Source organism: Paenibacillus sp. FSL R5-0912, from assembly GCF_000758605.1.
Classification (GTDB): domain Bacteria; phylum Bacillota; class Bacilli; order Paenibacillales; family Paenibacillaceae; genus Paenibacillus_AQ.
In genome coordinates, this window is the sequence record NZ_CP009282.1 from 4,709,853 (window position 1) to 4,732,716 (window position 22,864).

The following is a 22,864-nucleotide window of genomic DNA, read 5'->3' on the forward strand; positions in this document are numbered from 1 at the left end:
TGACGGGTACTCCCCCAGGACGCTGCAATAATTCTGCCGTGATATATAGTTGAATTTGAAGACAATCCGATCATTGACGTTTTACCATAATAGATCTCTTTCAATAAAGTGTTTCCTAGTATATATCGGTCAGTCCCTTTATTCTCAGTCCCTACTTTTGATGAATAAACATTAAGAACATAACGCTCTATTTCATTCCTTGTAAAAATCTATACTAAGCTATATAAATTTATTTATTTATTGGATGGAAAACGGGCATTTATCATTGTACTTATGGAGGCTTTAACTACAAGTGCTTTATATTTAGATATTCACCTAATAGCTAATCGAACCATGTTCTTGTCCTCAACTGCTAGTTCAAGTAACAATATTTAGATTTCTTAATACCCATCCTGCCGTTTTTATAGTTTACAGATTCATCTGTTCCTTAAGAAATTTGAAAACTGTTCTGCATTATACTGCTTAATGAGGTTTTATCTATATCACTTATTATTTTAAGCGCCGAACCAACTGGGCTCTAAACATACGGTGACCAATAATGGACGTTTTTAAACAGTCCTATGTCATGTCTGTTGCTTGCCCGTCATCCACTTTACGTTGCCTCTCTTTTGACCAGACTGTACAGCGGCGCCAGCAGCTCCACCTATGAAAATTTGAAAGCGCCTCTACGGGTTCCGGCAAGCCGGTTGGTAGAGGCGCTCTGCTGCACCATCACTTATAATAAAGCCGTTTTACTTGTCCGCAGTCCAATACTGAGCCAGAATTTGCTGCGCATCGGTTCTTTGTTCGTTCATCGCTTGGGACCAGCTGGTTCCGGTGGAAGAGGAATAGGTCGCCATCGCTTGAATGAGCTGCTCAATCTGTGTATTCTTGATCCGCGTTCCATCCTGGGCCATAAACAGCTCTGTCTGGTATGCGGCGCTCGTATACCAATTGCTCACGGTTGCCTTATCTTCACTGCCGTTAATCTGAACCACCAAGTCACTCGCATTTTTCGAAAAAATCACCTCATCGCTGTCCACCAGCAACTTGACAATGTCCGTATTCGTTTTCGTTTCATAGTCATAAATACGGTCCTGGCCGTAGCCTCTGCCGAATACGTAAGTATCGCTGCCGCTGTACGAATACGACGAGGAGTCGTTGTTGCCCTGAAGGTAATCGTCCCCCGCTCCTCCGTCCAGCACGTCGTTGCCCGCTCCGCCATACAGTGTGTCGTTACCGGCGTCGCCGTACATATAGTCGTTGCCGCTGTAGCCGTACAGCGTATCGTTTCCGGCATACCCGTACATATGATCGTTAAGACCGCTGATTCCGGAAAGGGTATCGCCCTCATCCGTTCCTTTGGTCAGCACATTCGCTTCAAGCTCGGCCTTACCCCAAACCGTGCCGTCGGCGAACGTCACCCGCTCAATCTGGTACGCGCTGCTGTTGAAGTAATACTGGATTGTCAGCTGATCGCCGGTTTCTATAATACGAAGCGACAGATGACCATCTTTTTGCAGCACCTCGATATCGGAAGGGTTAACCAGCATTTGAATGGTGTCCTTATTGGTGCTGCTGGTGTCGTAATCGTAAATGCGGTCCTGGCCGTACCCTCTGCCGAATACGTAAGTGTCGCTGCCGCTGTACGAATACGACGAGGAGTCGTTGTTGCCCTGAAGGTAATCGTCCCCCGCTCCACCGTCCAGCACGTCGTTGCCCGCTCCGCCGTACAGTGTGTCGTTACCGGCGCCGCCGTACATATAGTCGTTGCCGCTGTAGCCGTACAGCATATCGTTGCCGGCATACCCGTGCATATGATCGTTAAGGCCGCTGATCCCGGAAAGGGTATCGCCCTCATCTGTTCCTTTGGTCAGCACATTCGCTTCAAGCTCGGCCTTGCCCCAGACCGTGCCGTCGGCGAACGTCACCCGCTCGATCTGGTACGCGCTGCTGTTGAAGTAATACTGGATTGTCAGCTGATCGCCGGTTTCCATAATCCGTAGCGACAGATGACCGTCTTTTTGCAGCACTTCGATGTCGGAAGGGTTGACCAACATTTGGATAGTGTCCGTATTGGTGCTGCTGCTGTCGTAATCGTTAATGCGGTCCTGGCCGTACCCTTTGCCGAAGACGTAGGTATCGTTGCCACTGTACGAATATGAGGAGGAATCGTTGTTGCCCTGCAGATAATCGTCCCCCGCCCCGCCGTCCAGCACGTCGTCTCCGGCTCCGCCGTACAACGTGTCGTTGCCGGCGCCTCCGTTCATAGTATCGTCGCCGCTGTAGCCGTACAGCGTATCGTTGCCGCCGAACCCGTACATGCTGTCATTAAAATCATTCATTCCATAAAGCGTATCGGTCTCTTCCGTTCCTTTGGTGAGCACACTGGCTTCAAGCTCGGCCTTGCCCCAGACCGTGCCATCGGCAAACGTCACCCGCTCAATCTGGTACGCGCTGCTGTTGAAGTAATACTGGACCGTCAGCTGATCACCGGTTTCGATAATCCGGAGCGACAGATGACCGTCTTTTTGCAGCACTTCGATGTCGGAAGGGTTGACCAACATTTGGATAGTGTCCGTATTGGTGCTGCTGCTGTCGTAATCGTAAATGCGGTCCTGGCCGTACCCTTTGCCGAAGACGTAGGTATCGTTACCACTGTACGAATATGAGGAGGAATCGTTGTTGCCCTGCAGATAATCGTCCCCCGCCCCGCCGTCCAGCACGTCGTCTCCGGCTCCGCCATACAACGTGTCGTTGCCCTCGCCGCCGTTCATAGTATCGTCGCCGCTATAGCCGTACAGCGTGTCGTTGCCGCCGAACCCGTACATGCTGTCATTATAATCATTCATTCCAAAAAGCGTATCGGTCTCTTCCGTTCCTTTGGTCAGCACACTGGCTTCAAGCTCGGCCTTGCCCCAGACTGTGCCGTCGGCGAATGTCACCCGCTCGATCTGGTACGCGCTGCTGTTGAAATAATACTGGATTGTCAGCTGATCGCCGGTTTCCATAATACGAAGCGACAGATGACCATCTTTTTGCAGCACCTCGATGTCGGAAGGGTTAACCAGCATATGGATAGTGTCCGTATTGGTGCTGCTGTCGTAATCGTAAATGCGGTCCTGGCCGTACCCTTTGCCGAAGACGTAGGTATCGTTGCCGCTGTACGAATATGACGAGGAATCGTTGTTGCCCTGCAGATAATCATCCCCCGCCCCGCCGTCCAGCACATCGTCTCCGGCTCCGCCGTACAACGTGTCGTTGCCCTCGCCGCCGTTCATAGTATCGTCGCCGCTGTAGCCGTACAGCGTATCGTTTCCGCCGAACCCGTACATGCTGTCATTATAATCATTCATTCCGTACAGCGTATCGTCAGCATCCGTTCCCTTAGTGAGCATATTCGCCTCAAGCTCGGCTTTACCCCAGACAGAGCCGTCAGCAAACGTCACCCGCTCGATCTGGTACGCGCTGCTATTGAAGTAATACTGGACCGTCAGCTGATCGCCGGTTTCTATAATCCGGAGCGACAAATGACCGTCTTTTTGCAGCACCTCGATGTCGGAAGGGTTGACCAGCATTTGAATGGTGTCCGCATTTCCGGCGGTAGTGTCGTAATCGTAAATCCGGTCCTGACCGTAGCCTTTGCCGAACACATACGTGTCATTGCCGCTGTACGAATATGACGGTGAATCGTTATTTCCCTGCAGATAATCGTCCCCCGCCCCGCCGTCCAGCACGTCGTTGCCCGCTCCGCCGTACAGCGTATCGTTGCCTTCGCCACTGTCCAGCGTGTCGTTTCCGGCCATTCCGTTCAAAATATCATTGCCGGTCCCGCCGTAAACCGTATCGTCGCCTCCCTGGGCGTTTATGGTATCGTCACCGCCCATGCCGTAGATGATATCATTGGTGTCATTGCCATTCAGCGTTTCGCTCTCATCGCTTCCGAGAATGCTAAGAACGGCATTGTTCACATAATCGAAATCCCACACCGTTCCGTCGGCAAACCATATTTCTTCAACCCTATACTTTCCTCCGGGGCTGAAATAATCCGATACCGTCAGCTTGTCGCTGGTCTGGTTAATTCGGATTTCCAGATGATTGCCGGTACGGCGCAGCGTTATGTTATCCGGAGACAAACTGGCTGCAAGCTGCACCCTGTCGGTGTTGCCTTCCGTACCGTCATAATCGATAATAGTATCCTGCCCTGAACCCCGGCCAAACAAATAAGTATCATCGCCATTTGCGCGTGCATAGGAAGTATCGCTGGCGTCGCCGCCGTACAGCGTATCATTGCCTGCGCCTCCATCCAGGACGTCATCGCTTGCGCCGCCGTACAGCTTGTCCCCTTCGGCTCCGCCGTACAGCAAGTCGGCTCCGTCATTGCCGTAGATCAGGTCCGCACCTGCGCCCCCGTACAGCTTGTCGTTGCCTCCTGCGCCGGACAGGATATCATCGCCGCCATTTCCGTAGATCGAATCGTCGCCTTCGTAGCCGTTTAACGTATCATTGCTCTCGCTGCCGGTGATGTTCAGTACCGCTTGCCGCACAAATGAACTGTCCCACTCGGTTCCATCGGCAAACTGAATTGTTTCCACCACGTATTTCCCGCTGGCTTCAAAATAATTCGATACCGTCAGCTTGTCACTGGTACCGGTAATGAGCAGTTCCAGGTTACTTCCGCTGCGGCGAAGTAATACATCGCCTGGGAGCAGACCGCCGGTCAAAGAGATGACGTCCGAGTTGCCCTCTGTACCGTCGTAGTCGAAAATCGTATCTTGGCCGGAGCCACGGCCAAACAGGTACGTATCGTTCCCGTTGACGCGCGTATAGGATGTATCGTATTGATCACCGCCGGACAAGGTGTCGTTACCTGCACCTCCGTCCAGCACGTCATTGCCCGAGCCGCCGTACAAGACATCGTTGCCGTCTTCACCATACAGACGGTCATCCCCTTCATTGCCGTACAGCGTATCCCGGCCGTCGCCGCCGTACAGACTGTCTGAGCCTGCTGCCCCGGACAAGGCGTCGTTGCCGCCGAATCCAAACAAGGTGTCGTCGCCTTCATAACCGTTCAGCGTCTCGCCGGCTTCGCCGCCCTGAATCAGCAGCGCCGCCGTACTGATGTGAGATCCGTTCCAAACCGTGCCGTCAGCGAAGCGGATGGACTCAACTTTGTATTTGCCGCCCGCTTCAAAGTAGTTCAACACCGTAAGTTTGTCAGCCGTGCCGTTAATCAGCAGTTCCAGATTGCTGCCATTGCGCCGCAGCGTTACGTCGCTTGCCAACACGCCTGCCGCAAATTGAATAACGTCTTCATTGCCCTCCGTGCCGTCATAGTCAATGATCATGTCCTGACCTGAGCCTCGGCCAAAAAGGTACGTATCATTGCCGTTGGACCGGGTATAGGACGTGTCGTACTGATCCCCGCCGTACAGCGTGTCATTCCCGTCTCCGCCGTCTAGCACATCATCGCCGGCTCCGCCATACATAGCATCGCTGCCGTCGTCTCCGTTCAAGCGGTCGTTACCTTCGTTGCCGTACAGTTTGTCGGCGCCGTCGCCGCCGTTCAACTCATCGTTCCCTGCGCCGCCACTCAGCGTATCGTCTCCGCCGAAACCGAGCAGGATGTCGTTGTCCTCGTACCCAGTCAGCGATTCGCTCGCCTGGCTGCCCGTGACGTTGCGCACCGCCGCCCGAACTACGGCCTCATTCCACACCGTGCCGTCGGCGAACTGGACCGATTCCACGATATATTTGCCGCTAGGTTCAAAATAGTTCGCGACCGTCAGTTTGTCGCTCGTGCCGTTAATCAGCAGCTCCAGGCTGCTGCCGCTCCGCCGCACAGTAACGTCGCTTGGCTTCACGTCGGCCGCAAACCGGATCACGTCGGCATTCCCCTCCGAACCATCGTAATCAAGAATCGTATCCTGACCGTAACCCCGGCCGAACAGGTACGTGTCGTTGCCGTTGGCGCGCGTATATGACGTGTCATATGGATCGCCACCGTACAACGTGTCGTTGCCCGCACCGCCGTCCAGCACATCGTCCCCGGCCCCGCCATACAGACGGTCATCGCCGCCATCCCCCCGCAGCGTGTCATTCGTCTCATACCCGGACAGTGTTTCGCCGACTTCACTGCCGTCAACGTTCAGTGCCGCCGTCCGAAGCGCGGCTTCGTCCCATACGGTCCCGTCGGCGAATACCGCCGACTCCACCACATACCGGCCGCTGGCGTCGAAGAAGCTCGCCACCGTCAGCTTGTCGCTTGTGCCGTTGATCTGCAACTCCAGATTCGTACCGCTGCGCCGCACGGTAACGTCTCCCGGCTTCACGTCGGCCGCAAACCGGATCACGTCAGCGTTGCCTTCCGTGCCGTCGTAGTCGACAATCGTGTCCTGGCCGGAGCCCCGACCGAACAGGTATGTGTCGTTGCCATTGGCACGCGTATAGTACGTATCGCTGCTGTCGCCGCCATACAACGTATCGTTGCCTGCGCCTCCGTCCAGCACGTCATCCCCGGCTCCGCCCTGCAGCATGTCCGTTCCTTGACCGCCCTGCAGCCGGTCATTGCCGGCGTTGCCATACAGGGTATCGTTGCCGTTGCCTCCGTCTAGCACATCGTCCCCGTCGCCGCCGCTCAGCGTGTCGTCGCCGCCGTAACCGAGCAGGATGTCGTTGTCCTCGTACCCGGTCAACGATTCGCTGGCTTCGCTGCCCTTGACGTTACGCGCCGCCGCCCGTACTGCAGCCTCATTCCACACCGTGCCGTCGGCGAATTGAACCGATTCCACGATATATTTGCCGCTTGGCTCAAAATAGTTCGCGACCGTCAGCTTATCGCTCGTGCCGTTAATCAGCAGTTCCAGGCTGCTGCCGCTCCGCCGCACAGTAATGTCGCCCGGCTTCACGTCGGCCGCAAACTGGATCACGTCCGTGTTACCCGCCGTGCCGTCGTAGTCGACAATCGTGTCCTGACCATAGCCCCGGCCGAACAGGTACGTGTCGTTGCCGTTGGCGCGCGTATATGACGTGTCATATGGATCGCCACCGTACAACGTGTCGTTGCCCGCACCGCCGTCCAGCATGTCGTCGCCCGCACCGCCGTTCAAGCGGTCATCGCCGCCGTACCCCCGCAGCGTGTCGTTCGTCTCATACCCGGACAGCGTTTCACTGGCGTCGCTGCCGTCGATATTCAGTGCCGCCGTCCGAAGCGCCGCTTCGTCCCATACGGTCCCGTCGGCGAATACCGCCGACTCCACGACGTACCGGCCGCTGGCGTCAAAGAAGCTCGCCACCGTCAGCTTGTCGCTCGTGCCGTTAATCAGCAGCTCCAGACTGCTGCCGCTCCGCCGCACGGTAACGTCGCCCGGTTTCACGTCGGCCGCGAACCGAATGACATCGGCATTGCCCTCCGTGCCATCGTAGTCTATAATCGTATCCTGCCCGGAGCCCCGCCCGAACAAGTACGTGTCATTGCCGTTAAAGCGGGTGGCCGAATCACTATTATCACCGCCGTACAGTGTATCGTTGCCCGCGCCGCCGTCCTGCACGTCGTCTCCAAGGCCGCCCTGCAGCGTATCTCCGCCTTGGCCACCCAGCAGCCGGTCATTGCCGGCGTTGCCATACAAGGTGTCATTGCCGTTGCCGCCGTCCAGCACATCGTCCCCGGCACCGCCGCTCAGCGTGTCGTCTCCGCCGTAACCGAGCAGGATGTCGTTGTCCTCGTACCCGGTCAGCGATTCGCTCGCCTCGCTGCCCGTGACGTTACGCGCCGCCGCCCGCACCGCGGCCTCATTCCACACCGTGCCGTCGGCGAATTGGACCGATTCCACGATATATTTGCCGCTTGGCTCAAAATAGTTCGAGACTGTCAGCTTATCGTTCGTGCTGTTAATCAGCAGCTCCAGGCTGCTGCCGCTCCGCCGCACGGTGATATCGTCCGGCTTCACTTCGGCAGAAAACCGGATCACGTCCGTGTTACCCGCCGTGCCATCGTAATCAACGATCGTATCCTGACCGAAGCCACGTCCGAACAGATACGTATCGTTCCCGTTGGCCCGCGTATACGACGTGTCGCTGCTGTCGCCGCCATACAAGGTATCGCTCCCCGCACCGCCGTCCAGCACATCGTCTCCCGCGCTGCCGTACAAACGGTCGTCGCCGCCATCCCCCCGCAGCGTGTCATTCGTCTCATACCCGGACAGCGTTTCACTGGCGTCGCTGCCGTCGATATTTAGTGCCGCCGTCCGTAGCGCCGCTTCGTCCCATACGGTCCCGTCAGCGAATACCGCCGACTCCACGACGTACCGGCCGCTGGCGTCAAAGAAGCTCGCCACCGTCAGCTTGTCGCTCGTGCCGTTAATCAGCAGCTCCAGACTGCTGCCGTTCCGCCGCACAGTAACGTCGCCCGGTTTCACGTCGGCCGCGAACCGAATGACGTCGGCATTGCCTGCCGTGCCGTCATAGTCAACGATCGTATCCTGACCGGAGTTCCGACCGAACAGATACGTGTCGTTTCCATTGGCGCGTGTATAGTACGTATCGCTGCTGTCGCCGCCATACAACGTATCATTGCCTGCGCCTCCGTCCAGCACGTCATCCCCGGCTCCGCCCTGCAGCATGTCCGCTCCTTGACCGCCCTGCAGCCGGTCATTGCCGGCGTTGCCATACAGGGTATCGTTGCCGTTGCCTCCGTCTAGCACATCGTCCCCGTCGCCGCCGCTCAGCGTGTCGTCGCCGCCGTACCCGAGCAGGATGTCGTTGTCCTCGTACCCGGTCAACGATTCGCTGGCTTCGCTGCCCTTGACGTTACGCGCCGCCGCCCGTACTGCAGCCTCATTCCACACCGTACCATCAGCAAATTGAACCAATTCCACGACATATTTGCCGCTTGTCTCAAAATAGTTCGCGACCGTCAGCTTGTCGTTCGTGCCGTTAATCAGCAACTCCAGGCTGCTGCCGCTCCTCCGCACGGTGATGTCACCCGGATTCACGTCGGCCGCAAACTGGATCACGTCCGTGTTGCCCGCCGTGCCGTCGTAGTCGACAATCGTGTCCTGACCATAGCCCCGGCCGAATAGGTACGTGTCGTTGCCGTTGGCGCGCGTATATGACGTGTCATATGGATCGCCACCGTACAACGTGTCGTTGCCTGCGCCGCCGTCCAGCACGTCGTCGCCCGCACCGCCGTTCAAGCGGTCATCGCCGCCGTACCCCCGCAGCGTGTCGTTCGTGTCATACCCGGACAATGTTTCGCCGACTTCACTGCCGTCAACGTTCAGTGCCGCCGTCCGAAGCGCCGCTTCGTCCCATACGGTCCCGTCAGCGAATACCGCCGACTCCACGACGTACCGGCCGCTGGCGTCAAAGAAGCTCGCCACCGTCAGCTTGTCGCTCGTGCCGTTAATCAGCAGCTCCAGACTGCTGCCGTTCCGTCGCACGGTAACGTCGCCCGGTTTCACGTCGGCCGCGAACCGAATGACGTCGGCATTGCCTGCCGTGCCGTCATAGTCAATAATCGTGTCCTGACCGGAGCCTCGGCCGAACAGATACGTATCGTTGCCATTGGCACGCGTATAGTACGTATCGCTGCTGTCGCCGCCATACAACGTATCGTTGCCCGCGCCTCCGTCCAGCACGTCATCCCCGGCTCCGCCCTGCAGCATATCCACTCCTTGGCCGCCCAGCAGCCGGTCATTGCCGGCGTTGCCATACAGGGTATCGTTGCCGTTGCCTCCGTCTAGCACATCGTCCCCGTCGCCGCCGCTCAGCGTGTCGTCGCCGCCGTAACCGAGCAGGATGTCGTTGTCCTCGTACCCGGTCAACGATTCGCTGGCTTCGCTGCCCTTGACGTTACGCGCCGCCGCCCGCACCGCGGCCTCATTCCACACCGTGCCGTCGGCGAATTGAACCGATTCCACGATATATTTGCCGCTTGGCTCAAAATAGTTCGCGACCGTCAGCTTATCGCTCGTGCCGTTAATCAGCAGTTCCAGGCTGCTGCCGCTCCGCCGCACGGTGATATCGTCCGGCTTCACGTCGGCCGCAAACCGGATCACGTCCGTGTTACCCGCCGTGCCGTCGTAGTCGACTATCGTGTCCTGACCGTAACCGCGGCCGAACAGGTACGTGTCGTTGCCGTTGGCGCGAGAGTACGAGGTATCGTATCGATCGCCGCCGTACAGCATATCGTTGCCTGCGCCTCCGTCCAGCACATCATCTCCAGCCCCGCCGCTGATCACATCCTGATCAGCACCGCCTGTCAGTTGATCGTTATTAGACGTGCCGGAGAGAGTCAACCCCGTTCCATTGGCCGGACTTGTTGAAAGATGCGTCCCAATAAAGGCACTGTCCCACACCGTGCCGTCGGCAAACTGAACCGATTCTACAACGTATTTGCCGCTTGGCTCAAAATAGTTCGAGACCGTCAGCTTATCGTTCGTGCCGTTAATCAGCAGCTCCAGGCTGCTGCCGCTCCGCCGCACGGTGATGTCGTACGGCTTCACGTCGGCCGCAAATTGGATCACGTCCGTGTTGCCCGCCGTGCCGTCGTAGTCGACAATCGTGTCCTGACCATAGCCCCGGCCGAACAGATACGTATCGTTCCCGTTAGCACGCGTGTATGACGTGTCATATGGATCGCCACCGTACAACGTGTCGTTCCCTCCGCCGCCGTCCAGCACGTCGTCCCCGGCCCCGCCATACAGACGGTCGTCCCCGCCGTGCCCCCGCAGCTTGTCGTTCGTGTCATACCCGGACAGCGTCTCGCTGGCTTCGCTACCGTCGATATTCAGCGCCGCCGTCCGAAGCGCCGCTTCGTCCCATACGGTCCCGTCAGCGAATACCGCCGACTCCACGACGTACCGGCCGCTGGCGTCAAAGAAGCTCGCCACCGTCAGCTTGTCGCTCGTGCCGTTAATCAGCAGCTCCAGACTGCTGCCGTTCCGTCGCACGGTAACGTCGCCCGGTTTCACGTCGGCCGCGAACCGAATGACGTCGGCATTGCCTGCCGTGCCGTCATAGTCAACGATCGTATCCTGACCGGAGTTCCGACCGAACAGATACGTGTCGTTGCCATTGGCACGCGTATAGTACGTATCGCTGCTGTCGCCGCCATACAACGTATCGTTGCCATCGCCGCCGTCCAGCACGTCGTCCCCGGCTCCGCCCTGCAGCATATCCACTCCTTGGCCGCCCAGCAGCCGGTCATTGCCGGCGTTGCCATACAGGGTATCGTTGCCATCGCCGCCGTCCAGTACATCATCCCCAGCCCCGCCGCTCAGCGTGTCGTCTCCGCCATACCCGAGCAGGATGTCGTTGTCCTCGTACCCGGTGAGCGATTCGCTCGCCTCGCTGCCCGTGACATTACGCGAAGCCGCCCGCACTACGGCCTCATTCCACACCGTGCCGTCGGCGAACTGGACCGATTCCACGATATATTTGCCGCTAGGTTCAAAATAGTTCGAGACCGTCAGCTTGTCGCTCGTGCCGTTAATCAGCAGCTCCAGGCTGCTGCCGCTCCGCCGCACAGTAACGTCGCTTGGCTTCACGTCGGCCGCAAACCGGATGACGTCGGCATTCCCCTCCGAACCATCGTAATCAAGAATCGTATCCTGACCGTAACCCCGGCCGAACAGGTACGTGTCGTTGCCGTTGGCACGCGTATATGAAGCGTCATATGGATCGCCACCGTACAACGTGTCGTTGCCCGCACCGCCGTCCAGCACATCGTCCCCGGCCCCGCCATACAGACGGTCATCGCCGCCGTACCCCCGCAGCTTGTCGTTCGTGTCATACCCGGACAATGTTTCGCCGACTTCACTGCCGTCAACGCTCAGTGCCGCCGTCCGAAGCGCCGCTTCGTCCCATACGGTCCCGTCAGCAAACACTGCCGACTCCACGACATACCGGCCGCTGGCGTCGAAGAAGCTCGCCACCGTCAGCTTGTCGCTTGTGCCGTTGATCTGCAACTCCAGATTCGTACCGCTGCGCCGCACGGTAACGTCTCCCGGCTTCACGTCGGCCGCGAACCGGATCATGTCCGCGTTGCCTGCCGTGCCGTCATAGTCGACGATCGTGTCCTGACCGGAGCCTCGGCCGAACAGATACGTATCGTTGCCATTGGCACGCGTATAGTAAGTATCGCTGCTGTCGCCGCCATACAACGTATCGTTGCCTGCGCCTCCGTCCAGCACGTCATCCCCGGCTCCGCCCTGCAGCATGTCCGCTCCTTGACCGCCCTGCAGCCGGTCATTGCCGGCGTTGCCATACAGGGTATCGTTGCCGTTGCCTCCGTCTAGCACATCGTCCCCGTCGCCGCCGCTCAGCGTGTCGTCGCCGCCGTAACCGAGCAGGATGTCGTTGTCCTCGTACCCGGTCAACGATTCGCTGGCTTCGCTGCCCTTGACGTTACGCGCCGCCGCCCGTACTGCAGCCTCATTCCACACCGTACCATCAGCAAATTGAACCAATTCCACGACATATTTGCCGCTTGTCTCAAAATAGTTCGCGACCGTCAGCTTGTCGTTCGTGCCGTTAATCAGCAACTCCAGGCTGCTGCCGCTCCGCCGCACGGTGATGTCACCCGGATTCACGTCGGCCGCAAACTGGATCACGTCCGTGTTACCCGCCGTGCCGTCGTAGTCGACAATCGTGTCCTGACCATAGCCCCGGCCGAATAGGTACGTGTCGTTGCCGTTGGCGCGCGTATATGACGTGTCATATGGATCGCCACCGTACAATGTGTCGTTGCCCGCACCGCCGTCCAGCACGTCGTCGCCCGCACCGCCGTTCAAGCGGTCATCGCCGCCGTACCCCCGCAGCGTGTCATTCGTCTCATACCCGGACAGCGTTTCACTGGCGTCGCTGCCGTCGCTGCCGTCGATATTTAGTGCCGCCGTCCGTAGCGCCGCTTCGTCCCATACGGTCCCGTCAGCGAATACCGCCGACTCCACGACGTACCGGCCGCTGGCGTCAAAGAAGCTCGCCACCGTCAGCTTGTCGCTCGTGCCGTTAATCAGCAGCTCCAGACTGCTGCCGCTCCGTCGCACGGTAACGTCGCCCGGTTTCACGTCGGCCGCGAACCGAATGACATCGGCATTGCCTGCCGTGCCGTCATAGTCAACGATCGTATCCTGACCGGAGTTCCGACCGAACAGATACGTGTCGTTTCCATTGGCGCGTGTATAGTACGTATCGCTGCTGTCGCCGCCATACAACGTATCGTTGCCCGCGCCGCCGTCCTGCACGTCGTCTCCAAGGCCGCCCTGCAGCATATCCGCTCCTTGACCGCCCTGCAGCCGGTCATTGCCGGCGTTGCCATACAGGGTATCGTTGCCGTTGCCGCCGTCCAGCACATCGTCCCCGGCACCGCCGCTCAGCGTGTCGTCTCCGCCGTATCCGAGCAGGATGTCGTTGTCCTCGTAGCCGGTCAGCGATTCGCTCGCCTCGCCGCCCGTGATGTTGCGCACCGCCGCCCGCACCGCGGCCTCATTCCACACCGTGCCGTCGGCGAATTGGACCGATTCCACGATATATTTGCCGCTTGTCTCAAAATAGTTCGACACCGTCAGCTTGTCGCTTGTGTCGTTAATCAGCAGTTCCAGGCTGCTGCCGCTCCGCCGCACGGTGATATCGTCCGGCTTCACGTCGGCTACAAACCGGATCACGTCCGTGTTGCCCGCCGTACCGTCGTAGTCGACAATCGTGTCCTGACCGTAACCACGGCCGAACAGGTACGTGTCGTTGCCGTTGGCACGCGTATATGACGTGTCATATGGATCGCCACCGTACAACGTATCGTTGCCTGCGCCGCCGTCCAGCACATCATCCCCGGCTCCACCGTACAGACGGTCGTCGCCGCCATAACCCTGCAGCGTATCGTTCGTCTCATACCCGGACAACGTTTCGCCGGATTCGCTGCCGTCGATGTTCAGCGCAGCCGTCCGAAGCGCCGCTTCGTCCCATACGGTCCCGTCGGCAAACACAGCTGACTCCACGACGTACCGGCCGCTGGCGTCGAAGAAGCTCGACACCGTCAGTTTGTCGCTTGTGCCATTAATCAGCAGCTCCAGACTTGTGCCGCTGCGCCGCACGGTAACGTCTCCCGGCTTCACGTCGGCCGCAAACCGGATCACGTCCGCGTTGCCTTCCGTGCCGTCGTAGTCGACAATCGTGTCCTGGCCGGAGCCCCGACCGAACAGGTATATGTCGTTTCCGTTAAAGCGGGCTGCCGAATCACTGTTATCTCCGCCATACAAGGTGTCGTTGCCCGTACCCCCGTCCAGCACATCGTCCCCGGCTCCACCGTACAAACGGTCGTCGCCGCCATAACCCCGCAGCGTGTCGTTCGTCTCATACCCGGACAGCGTCTCACTGGCTTCGCTGCCGTCGATGTTCAGCGCCGCCGTCTGAAGCGCGTCCGTGTCCCAAACGGTCCCGTCGGTAAACACCGCCGATTCCACGACATATTTGCCGCTGGCATCGAAGAAGCTGGACACTGTCAGCTTGTCGCTCGTGCCGTTAATCATCAGCTCCAGATTTGTGCCGCTGCGCCGCACGGTAACGTCGCTCGGCTTCACGTCGGCTGCAAACCGGATGACGTCGGCATTCCCCTCCGTACCGTCATAGTCGATAATCGTGTCTTGACCGTAGCCCCGCCCGAACAGATACGTATCGTTGCCGTTGCTTCGGTTGTAGGAGGTATCGCTGCTGTCGCCGCCGTACAGCGTATCGTTGCCACTGCCGCCGTCCAGCACATCGACTCCGGCTCCGCCGTACAGAACGTCGCCTCCCCCTTCGCCTTCCAAGTGGTCCCCGCCATCGTTGCCATATAGCCGATCGTCCCCATAACCCCCGTACAGCAGATCGGCGCCCGCCGCTCCGGTCAAGGTATCTTCGCCGCCATAACCGTAAATGCTGTCATTGCCCTCATAACCGGAAAGGCTCTCACTGGATTCGGTTCCGTCCACACTTAATACAGCTTGCCGGATATAATCCGTGTTCCAAACCGTTCCTTCGGAGAAGTGTACCGTTTCCACTACATAGCTGCCGTTGGCGTCGAAATAATTCCATATGGTCAGCTTATCATCGGTACCGATAACGGATAACTCCAGATGGTTGCCGCTGCGCCGCAGCTTTACATCCCCCGGCTGCACGGATTCGTCCAGCTTAACAAGATCCGCGTTGTACGCCGTGGCGTCATAATCGACAATCGTATCCTGGCCATAGCCCCGGCCAAAGAGGTACGTATCGTTGCCGTTGCCCCGGTTATTGGAGGTGTCGCTGCTGTCACCGCCGTACATCACGTCATTTCCGGCTCCACCGTCCAGCACATCGTCGCCGTTGCCGCCGTTTAAGCGATCATCACCGGTCCCCCCCACAAGCTTGTCATTCAACTCACCGCCAAAAAGGGTATCGTTCCCTCTGTCGCCGAACAGGAAGTCTTTGCCGCCGCCCCCGGAAATGGTATCGTCGCCTTCCAGTCCCCAGAACACCTCATCCATGTTTGTTCCGGTAAAGGTGTCGTTCTCCCGCGAGCCGAGCACTTCGGATCTCCCGGCTATATCGATAATTAGCGCATACTCTGGTCCCTTGGCCGCAAACGTCTTGCGGAAGCTTTCAATGTTGACATAATCCGTCAGTTCCAATTGATGAATGCTGGCCGCCACCTCGTTAAGCTTCGCCTTGCCCGCCTGTTCATCTGTGGACATCACATTCATAATATCGATTGCGATCCCCGACAAATCAAATTTTACGCTTTCCGTCGTCGCATCCCAGGCCAAGGTAAGCCTGCTGTAAAATTCCTTCAATCGGGTCTGCGCCGTCAATTGGGAATACACCGTGCCTGCCAGTTGATTGAAAGTATCCGAAAGCAGAGCCGCCGCGTTTGTTATCGGGTTGCCGCCCTGTCCGTTCGTGGCTTCCTGATATTTCTTTCCAAAAAGCTTCTCTAGCGCCTCCAGCTTCCGGGCATCGATATTACCTCCACGCTGATTCGGATTGATGGTCTCGACCCCGGTCCAGGCATAAATAATGTCGACTGACAGTTGTTTGCGGAAGTTTATGTCCGGTTCAGCTGCAAATCGCATCACCAATGCTTTGAGATGTCCGGTAGTGTCCCTAAGCATCGCCTGGTGCAGACTATTGACGTTACCGAATCCCTTTAAATCCGGCAATGCCGCGATTTCGGACGTAACCGGCAGCAGCTGCGTGGAGGTGGAGTTCACCTTGTCGGTCTTGAACCAGACGTCACTCACGGCTGCAGTCGTTCCGTCGGTCCGGGTATACGTTCCGGTCTGCTTATGTTCGTTGCCCTGGGCATCGACAAAAGTGCCTGAGCTGTAGCCTGTAAAAATAGAGGCCACGCCGGCGTCCTGGAGAGATACCAGCTCTCCGGCGTCCGTTATGCCGTCCCCGTCCAGGTCCCTCCAGATGTTCAGCTGGCTAAATACGGCATCGGCGGCGTCGATTTTACCGTCATGGTTATCGTCAAGATCGGCCAGCGCCGAAAATCCATTGGCAGCCTTGTTCCCACCTGACAAAAGCGTGTTGTTGCCGAACAATTCCTGCCCGCTGTCGATCCGGCCGTTACCGTTTAAGTCCCGGACCAGCAGACCGTCGTCCTTGCCGACCCAAGCCGATTTCTCGGCAAAGCTGTTGTTGTCATGGTCAAAAGCAATACCGTTCTGGATCGTTGTCGTTTCCACTCCGTCTCCGTCCAGATCGAGCACGAGCGGGCAAGAGGTCATTGCTTCGGCGTTCTGGAACAGACCGAAGATGCTTCCAATCAGGTCGCTAAGGCCGTGTCCGAGCTCGCTTCCGACAATCCAGCCTACGATGCCCGCCCCAACCTCCAGCAAGAGTCCCGCGGCGATGCCAACCGGTCCCCCTGTCGCTCCGAGCGCCAGCGCTATAGGCGCAACGGCTTCCATAAACAACTGTGAGGTCACTAGCCCTCCCGCCGTTTCCAACGTCCAGTCGCGGATAATTGTATTGCCTAGTTCCGTATCGCCGGACGCATATGCCGCGCTTGCATCGCCGATCATATTGACAGCATCCACGGCGAGCATTACGCCGCCAACGATGCCCAGAGCCTTCAGCGCTCCCCCTCTCACACGGGTATAGCGGGCGGCATCGGCCAGAGTAGAACTCGTGCTGACGCCCGGCGTTTCCACAAGAGTCCGGTCCATGTACTGGACGATCTCGGTCGTTCTGGCGGCAACTGAATTGTTCGATCCCTTTATACTCTCAGAAATTTCGGCCAGCCTCGGATATTTGGCGTTCAATTCAGCCTGGGACAATCGTCCTTCCATTTGGCTCAGCGACTGGACGCTGGCGGTTCCCTCGGGAACGCGGGTAGACCCTCCCGTCAGTCTGGCGACATCAACCCCCAGAATTTCGCCTGGCTTAACGACAGCCTCACCTTTGGGATCTACCACAATCGTCTGCGGTCCCCTATACACATCAATCAAGGACATATTGGCACTTGATTTATAAGATATCGCTTCTCTCAAGCCATCCAGCGCCTTGGCTTCGGAGTAGCCAAGCTCTTTCATGAACCAATCCTTGGCCTTTAACAAATCCTCCTTAGGGATACCGTCAATGCTGTTGACCTGTGGCATATCCAGCAGGGTACGCAGCTCCGTCAGCGTCCAGACGCTGTCCGGCGTCGAGCCCGACGTTAATGTGATTACATTGCCGTGGGCATTGGCGAGCATAACCTCCCTGGAAACAAAATCATTAAGGGAAAGCACCCCTTCATAGCCAAACGGAGTGCGGACGCCGTTCACTTTGTAGCCGTTGAGCATTTCACCGGCGAGCTCCGGGCTGCCGGACGCCTGTTGTACTGCGGCTTTGAATTCCGCATTATTCAATAGCTCTCCGGCTTCCGTATCGCTGATATAATACAGCGTGCCTCCGCTACTGTTCGAAACCGCATCGGCGATCTGCCATGCGGGAGTATCGCCAATCCATCCATTGTAGGGAATAATATTCCCGCCTTCAGGCACCTTGAAAGAAATCTTTCCTACACTCGCCTGGATATCCTGGGCGAGCTGCACCTTTTGCGCACGGGTCAGTTCGGCGTTCTCCGGTATGCCGTGCCTGGAGCGCCATGACTCGATATCGTCGATAATATCGAACTTGGTCGTCATTGCTTGACGCCTCCCATCGCAAAGCCGGGTGTTGCGATGTAATCGAAATGGACACCGGTAACGCAATCTCTTCTGCCGGCAAATCCTTTGGCGTCCAACGATTCTTTAATCAATTCAACCAATTGTTCGTGATCCTGGAGCAGATTTCCGGGCGCTTCAATTTTAGTGATCTTCCAGAACATTTCGATTCCCGAGCTCACATTGCCCGTACCGGTGCTGTACGTATCCATGCAGATGACATTTCCCTTCCAGACAAGCGCATAATACATCGGGACGTCGGATTCATAATCGCCTTGTCCGCCCAATCCGACCAGGAAAGCGTTCCGCTCACGATCGATCGTCCAAGACCGTGATTCCAGCGGTTTACGGGTAAACGGATCTTTGAGTTGGAAGGAATTAAACCATTCTCGGTCGGCTGCAGGTATTTTTTCATTAATGAATGCCACTGATCATCTCTCCCTTGTACATTTCATTTGGCGATGCCTTCCCCTTGCCGGTCTAACCCTGCTGTAAGCGTCCGCCGCCGGACTCATGGAGCCGCGGGGAGCGCAGCGGTTTGCGTACTCAGCAATTTCAGCCCGCCCTTGTAGCTCAAGTATACCTTGAACTGGACCAAGGGGCCGGCATTTCCGGTAGAAATGCCGTCGACCTGAAATTTGCCGTTTGTCAAAGTAAAGCTGTTGTCGTCATCCGTATTCAACCCGAACTCTCTCTGCGTGATCACCTCCCCGCCGTTCTCAACCCGGATAACAATTTTATGTTTACCGTCAAAATCGTCAAATGCCGTATCCCGGAACAGCCGGGCGTTGAATTCAATCGCTCCGCTGTAGGTTGACGTCCATTTGGCGGCAACATTCGATAGAGTCAAGGAATAAGGCCCCGCATTCAGGTTCGCAAGACCGTTATTTCCCGACTTCCTTTCTTCCATTAATGAATATATAGCCGGCTTTACATAAGCCTCGGCACGTGCGCCGGATTCAACAATTCCGTTGCCGTTTACCGGCACCCCCAGCAGCAGCTTCAATGTCTCGGGCCTTGTCCCTTTAGGCACTTTGCCGGACAATGTTTGAATCGCCGCACCTCCGTACTTGATGGCGGCACCCGAGCCGCTCTCGTATTCCAGAGGATAGTACATGCCGTCCGCCGTCTCCAGATACCCTGTTAACGGATTGCTTACCGTACTCCGTTTATTCAGATTCCGCTGAACCAGCTCGATTTCAATCATATCCTCGGCTGCCCCCGGGTACACCAGCACCTGGTACAGCTGAATTTCTGACTCTCCGCCGGTAATGTCCAGCGTATACGTATCGCCCTCCCGATAGGATTTCAGGCTGTCGGCCTTGGGAATAGCGAACTGGGCGACATTGGAGTTCTGATTGTCTTCACTGCGCCCCAGCAGCACGGTCATTTCGCCCCCCGCTGTCGAATAAGGAATGGTCGCTACGACCTGCACCGACACCGGGCGGTCCGGAGAAGCGCCGAGCACTTTGTCCAGGACAAATGCTTCCGCCTTCACAGCTGCGCCGTCGATATAATAGGTTGCCTGAAATTCTGGAAGCGGGACGGCGGCATATCCGCCGCTGTATAATTCAAATTCGCTCACAAGAGCATCTTTACCGTTCGCGGGCAGGCGAAGCGTTGAGGTCCTGCGGATTTTGAAATCTCCGGAGCCGTTCGAGAAATAAACCCATCCGGAGCCCGCCAACTGTGTATTCTCCAAATCAGGCAAGGTAAAATTGGCAACGGAGCGGTACAATTCGCCGCCTTCCTGCCGGATCGGCTCCTCTATGACGATCTGAAAACCCGTTAAATTTACGTTAAGAGGCACTTCGATCTTAATAACCCGGCGCATCGTCGCCTGTGGAGACAACCGACCGTCCCCCTCGCCCTCCGCCAATTTGCCTTCATATTTATATTTCTGCCCGGTAATTCCCATCACCCGGAATTCCGGCAGTTTAATGCTGTTCACTCCTGTGTTGGCAAAGGTCAGCGTGCCCTGAATCACTCTGGTTCCTCCCTCGGTATAACCCATAACGTTGCCCAGATTAAGGGTATAGGGAGTTCCGTCCTTTGTTGCGCTCTTCGCAATCGTTAAAGTCTTGGCATGTTCGGCGTCTTCCGATTTCTCCAGCGGCAGCTTCAACAGTGGCCTGTAGACCGGATCGTCAGAGTTCCCTAGCGACTTTGTAACCATCAGCCGCATACTCCGGGATTTTAACGATTTCGGAATGTCGGCCGATACGACGGCGGTAAGCTGCTCAAGAGCTCCCATTGTTGCAGGCGGGCCTGAGCCTTCCAGAGACAAGGGGTAATACAACCCGTCAATCTCCAGAAAATATCCCAAGACAGGCGCTTTGATGGCCTGCTTGCCAATATTTTTAAGCACAATCTCTGTTCCAGCCTTCATCTGTGGCAAATCGGACTCCGCGAAGTAAAGAGGCTCTGCCGCAATAGACAGCTGCGCCTCATCCGGCCGGATATAATAAGCTTTCTGATTGACAGCGGCAAGCTTGTTCCAGGCCTTGGCCGGTAGGAGCGCGAAGACGTCCGTGATCAGATTCATCTCCTCCTCCTTTGCGCCTGCAAGCAGCTTGAAGCTGGAGGAGCGGGCGGTTTTCGGCAGGGAGGCATGGAGATCGTATACCCGTTTCGCTTTTGGGTTCAGTTCGTCTTTGTTGTCTGTCCCCGCTTCCAACGGATACAGCTCGCCCGAGCCAGCTTGAAGCCAAAAGCTGTATTCCGGAAGCTTGACCGGCTGATTCCCCCGGCTTTCAGCGGCGAAGGTTACAGTATAAATTTCCTCGCCGGCCGTTTCATATGTATAGAACTCTGCGGCTGAGAGCCGAACTTGATTGCCCTGCATTTGACTGAGTCTTGCGGAACCCGCAGGCACCGTGTCGGCGTATCCGGCGGGAATCTTGACACTGCCTGTGGTTTTGCTGAACCCGGGGTAATCGATGTTCCACTCCTTGACGCCCAGCCGGATCCCCTCTAGCGCCGCAGTGTTCGGTACAACCGCGTAAAAGACATAGTCCTTCCCCGCCTGCGGAAGCACTTTGGTGGTACCGCCTTCATCCTGCTGTCTTAACGCGTTGCTGGAGCCGCCGGCTGCCGTGGAGACGGTGATGCCATAACGCAGCAGATCGATGACCGACTGTCCTCCGTTAAACAAACGGATCTTGAAAGTGAGCACATTATTTTTGCCCCATTGGGTCAGGTGCGGGTCCAGGAACTCCACATAGCTGCTCTTGGTCACATAAACTTTGCCGATGGATTTGGATGTAACGTCCGTACTTTGGGCCAGACTGCGTCCGGGCGCGCCAAGAATTGCCGTCAGACTAACAATGAACACAATGACTATTCCTACAGCTACAGTTCTTCTCATGGAGTTGCTCCTTTGCCGTCATCTTAAGGTAAAGCTCTCGTCCATCGCCTTCTTGAGAGGGGACAGGAAAAAGTCGATGATCCGCCGTTTGCCGGTCTTGGCTTCAACTGTGACCGCCATCCCTGGCGTCATCCGGATGAAGCTTCCGCTTGAAGTAGTGTCTGAAACCACTCTCAGCTTCGCTTTAAAGACGGGACCGAGCTTCTCATCCTCGAAGGCGTCCGGGCTGACATAGGTAATTTCCCCCTGCAGGTACCCGTATTTTTGAAAAGGAAACGTATCCACCTTCAGATTAGCTTCCTGGCCTTTCTTGATAAAGCCGATATCCTGGTTGGCAATAGTCGCTTCGACGATAAGAGGAGTATCGTCTGGAACGATGGATATTACATCCTGGGCGCTCGTTACGACCCCGCCGATCGTATAGGAAGACAGGCCATGCACTGTGCCGTCCACCGGAGAGGTCAGCTGCTGGAGCTCGTATCTCTTATTAGCCTTAGTAAGCTCGGATTCCAGGCTGTACAGCGTTTTCTCGGTTTCGACCAGCTCGTCCAGAATGGTGCGTTTATGCCGCTCTTCAAGCGAAACAACGTTTTGCTTCGCTTCCGCAAGCGCATTTTCCGCTTTTTGCACTTTTGTCTCCTGCGAAGAGATTTGCAGCTTGGCTTTATTCAGATCATTGTCGGCTTGAAGAAGGCTGGCGCTATCCTCAAACCCCTCTTCGGCGCTGCCCTCAGCCTTCATCGCTGCCAGCGCGTAATCCTTGTTAGCCAGCTCCAGGGCGGCCTTCTCAAGCTCCAGCTCCTGCTCGGTCTGAGAAACCTGGAGCTCTGCTTCCTTCCTGCCGCTACTGAATTCCTCGTCGCGTGCCTCGCGGAGCTGCATTTGCATGCCCAGTATTTCCGCGGTATTCACGGACGGATCCAGGTTCTCCTCTTCAAGACCCTTGAACGCTGCGCCTTTAAGCTCCGCCTCCAGCATCGCCTTTTGCAGCCTGGCGACGTAAATCTGCTTGTCCAGCTCCTGGATGTCGGCCGTGGAGGTGGTAGAATCCAGCTCTACCAAAACCTGGCCCTCCGACACATGCTCCCCTTCTTTCACGAGCACAGCCTTGATCGTGCCGCCTTCCAGCGGCTGAAGTACCTTTGTTCTACCGTCGGGAATGACTTTGCCTCTAGCCGTCGCTACCTCATCTACCTTCCCCAAATAAGACCAGGACAAGATAAGGAGAAATAGGACGACGATCAGCCAAATAAGCCATCTGCCTAAAGGAGAAGGCGGCGTTTCCTCGATTTCGAGCGCGGCAGGCAGAAATTCATACTCTAGACGATCCTTTTTTAATCCGAACATG

Annotated in this window: 4 protein-coding genes; all 4 read right to left on the bottom strand. The window is 56.9% G+C overall.

Annotation, left to right across the window (positions count from 1 at the left end; all coding sequences use genetic code 11):
• Positions 1 to 731: 731 nt before the first annotated feature.
• Positions 732 to 18,131, bottom strand: coding sequence for a calcium-binding protein (locus R50912_RS35950; protein ID WP_042237351.1), 17,400 nt, complete (start codon positions 18,129 to 18,131; stop codon positions 732 to 734).
• A complete protein-coding gene (locus R50912_RS20000; RefSeq protein WP_042237352.1) occupies positions 18,128 to 18,577 on the bottom strand; it encodes a hypothetical protein in 450 nt (149 codons plus the stop codon). The genes R50912_RS35950 and R50912_RS20000 overlap by 4 nt, the downstream gene beginning before the upstream one ends.
• Positions 18,578 to 18,660: 83 nt before the next feature.
• Entirely contained in the window at positions 18,661 to 21,516 is a 2,856-nt protein-coding gene (locus R50912_RS20005; protein WP_042237354.1) for a hypothetical protein, read from the bottom strand.
• 18 nt (positions 21,517 to 21,534) lie between these two features.
• Complete coding sequence (locus tag R50912_RS20010; RefSeq protein ID WP_052416542.1) at positions 21,535 to 22,863, bottom strand: HlyD family type I secretion periplasmic adaptor subunit; 1,329 nt, start codon at positions 22,861 to 22,863, stop codon at positions 21,535 to 21,537.
• Position 22,864: the final 1 nt, after the last annotated feature.

Bases quoted from the DNA above. Each gene is read 5' to 3' on its own strand.
- R50912_RS35950 (WP_042237351.1), bottom strand. From the start codon at position 18,131: ATGACGACCAAGTTCGATATTATCGACGATATCGAGTCATGGCGCTCC.
- R50912_RS20010 (WP_052416542.1), bottom strand. From the start codon at position 22,863: ATGTTCGGATTAAAAAAGGATCGTCTAGAGTATGAATTTCTGCCTGCC.
- R50912_RS20005 (WP_042237354.1), bottom strand. From the start codon at position 21,516: ATGAGAAGAACTGTAGCTGTAGGAATAGTCATTGTGTTCATTGTTAGT.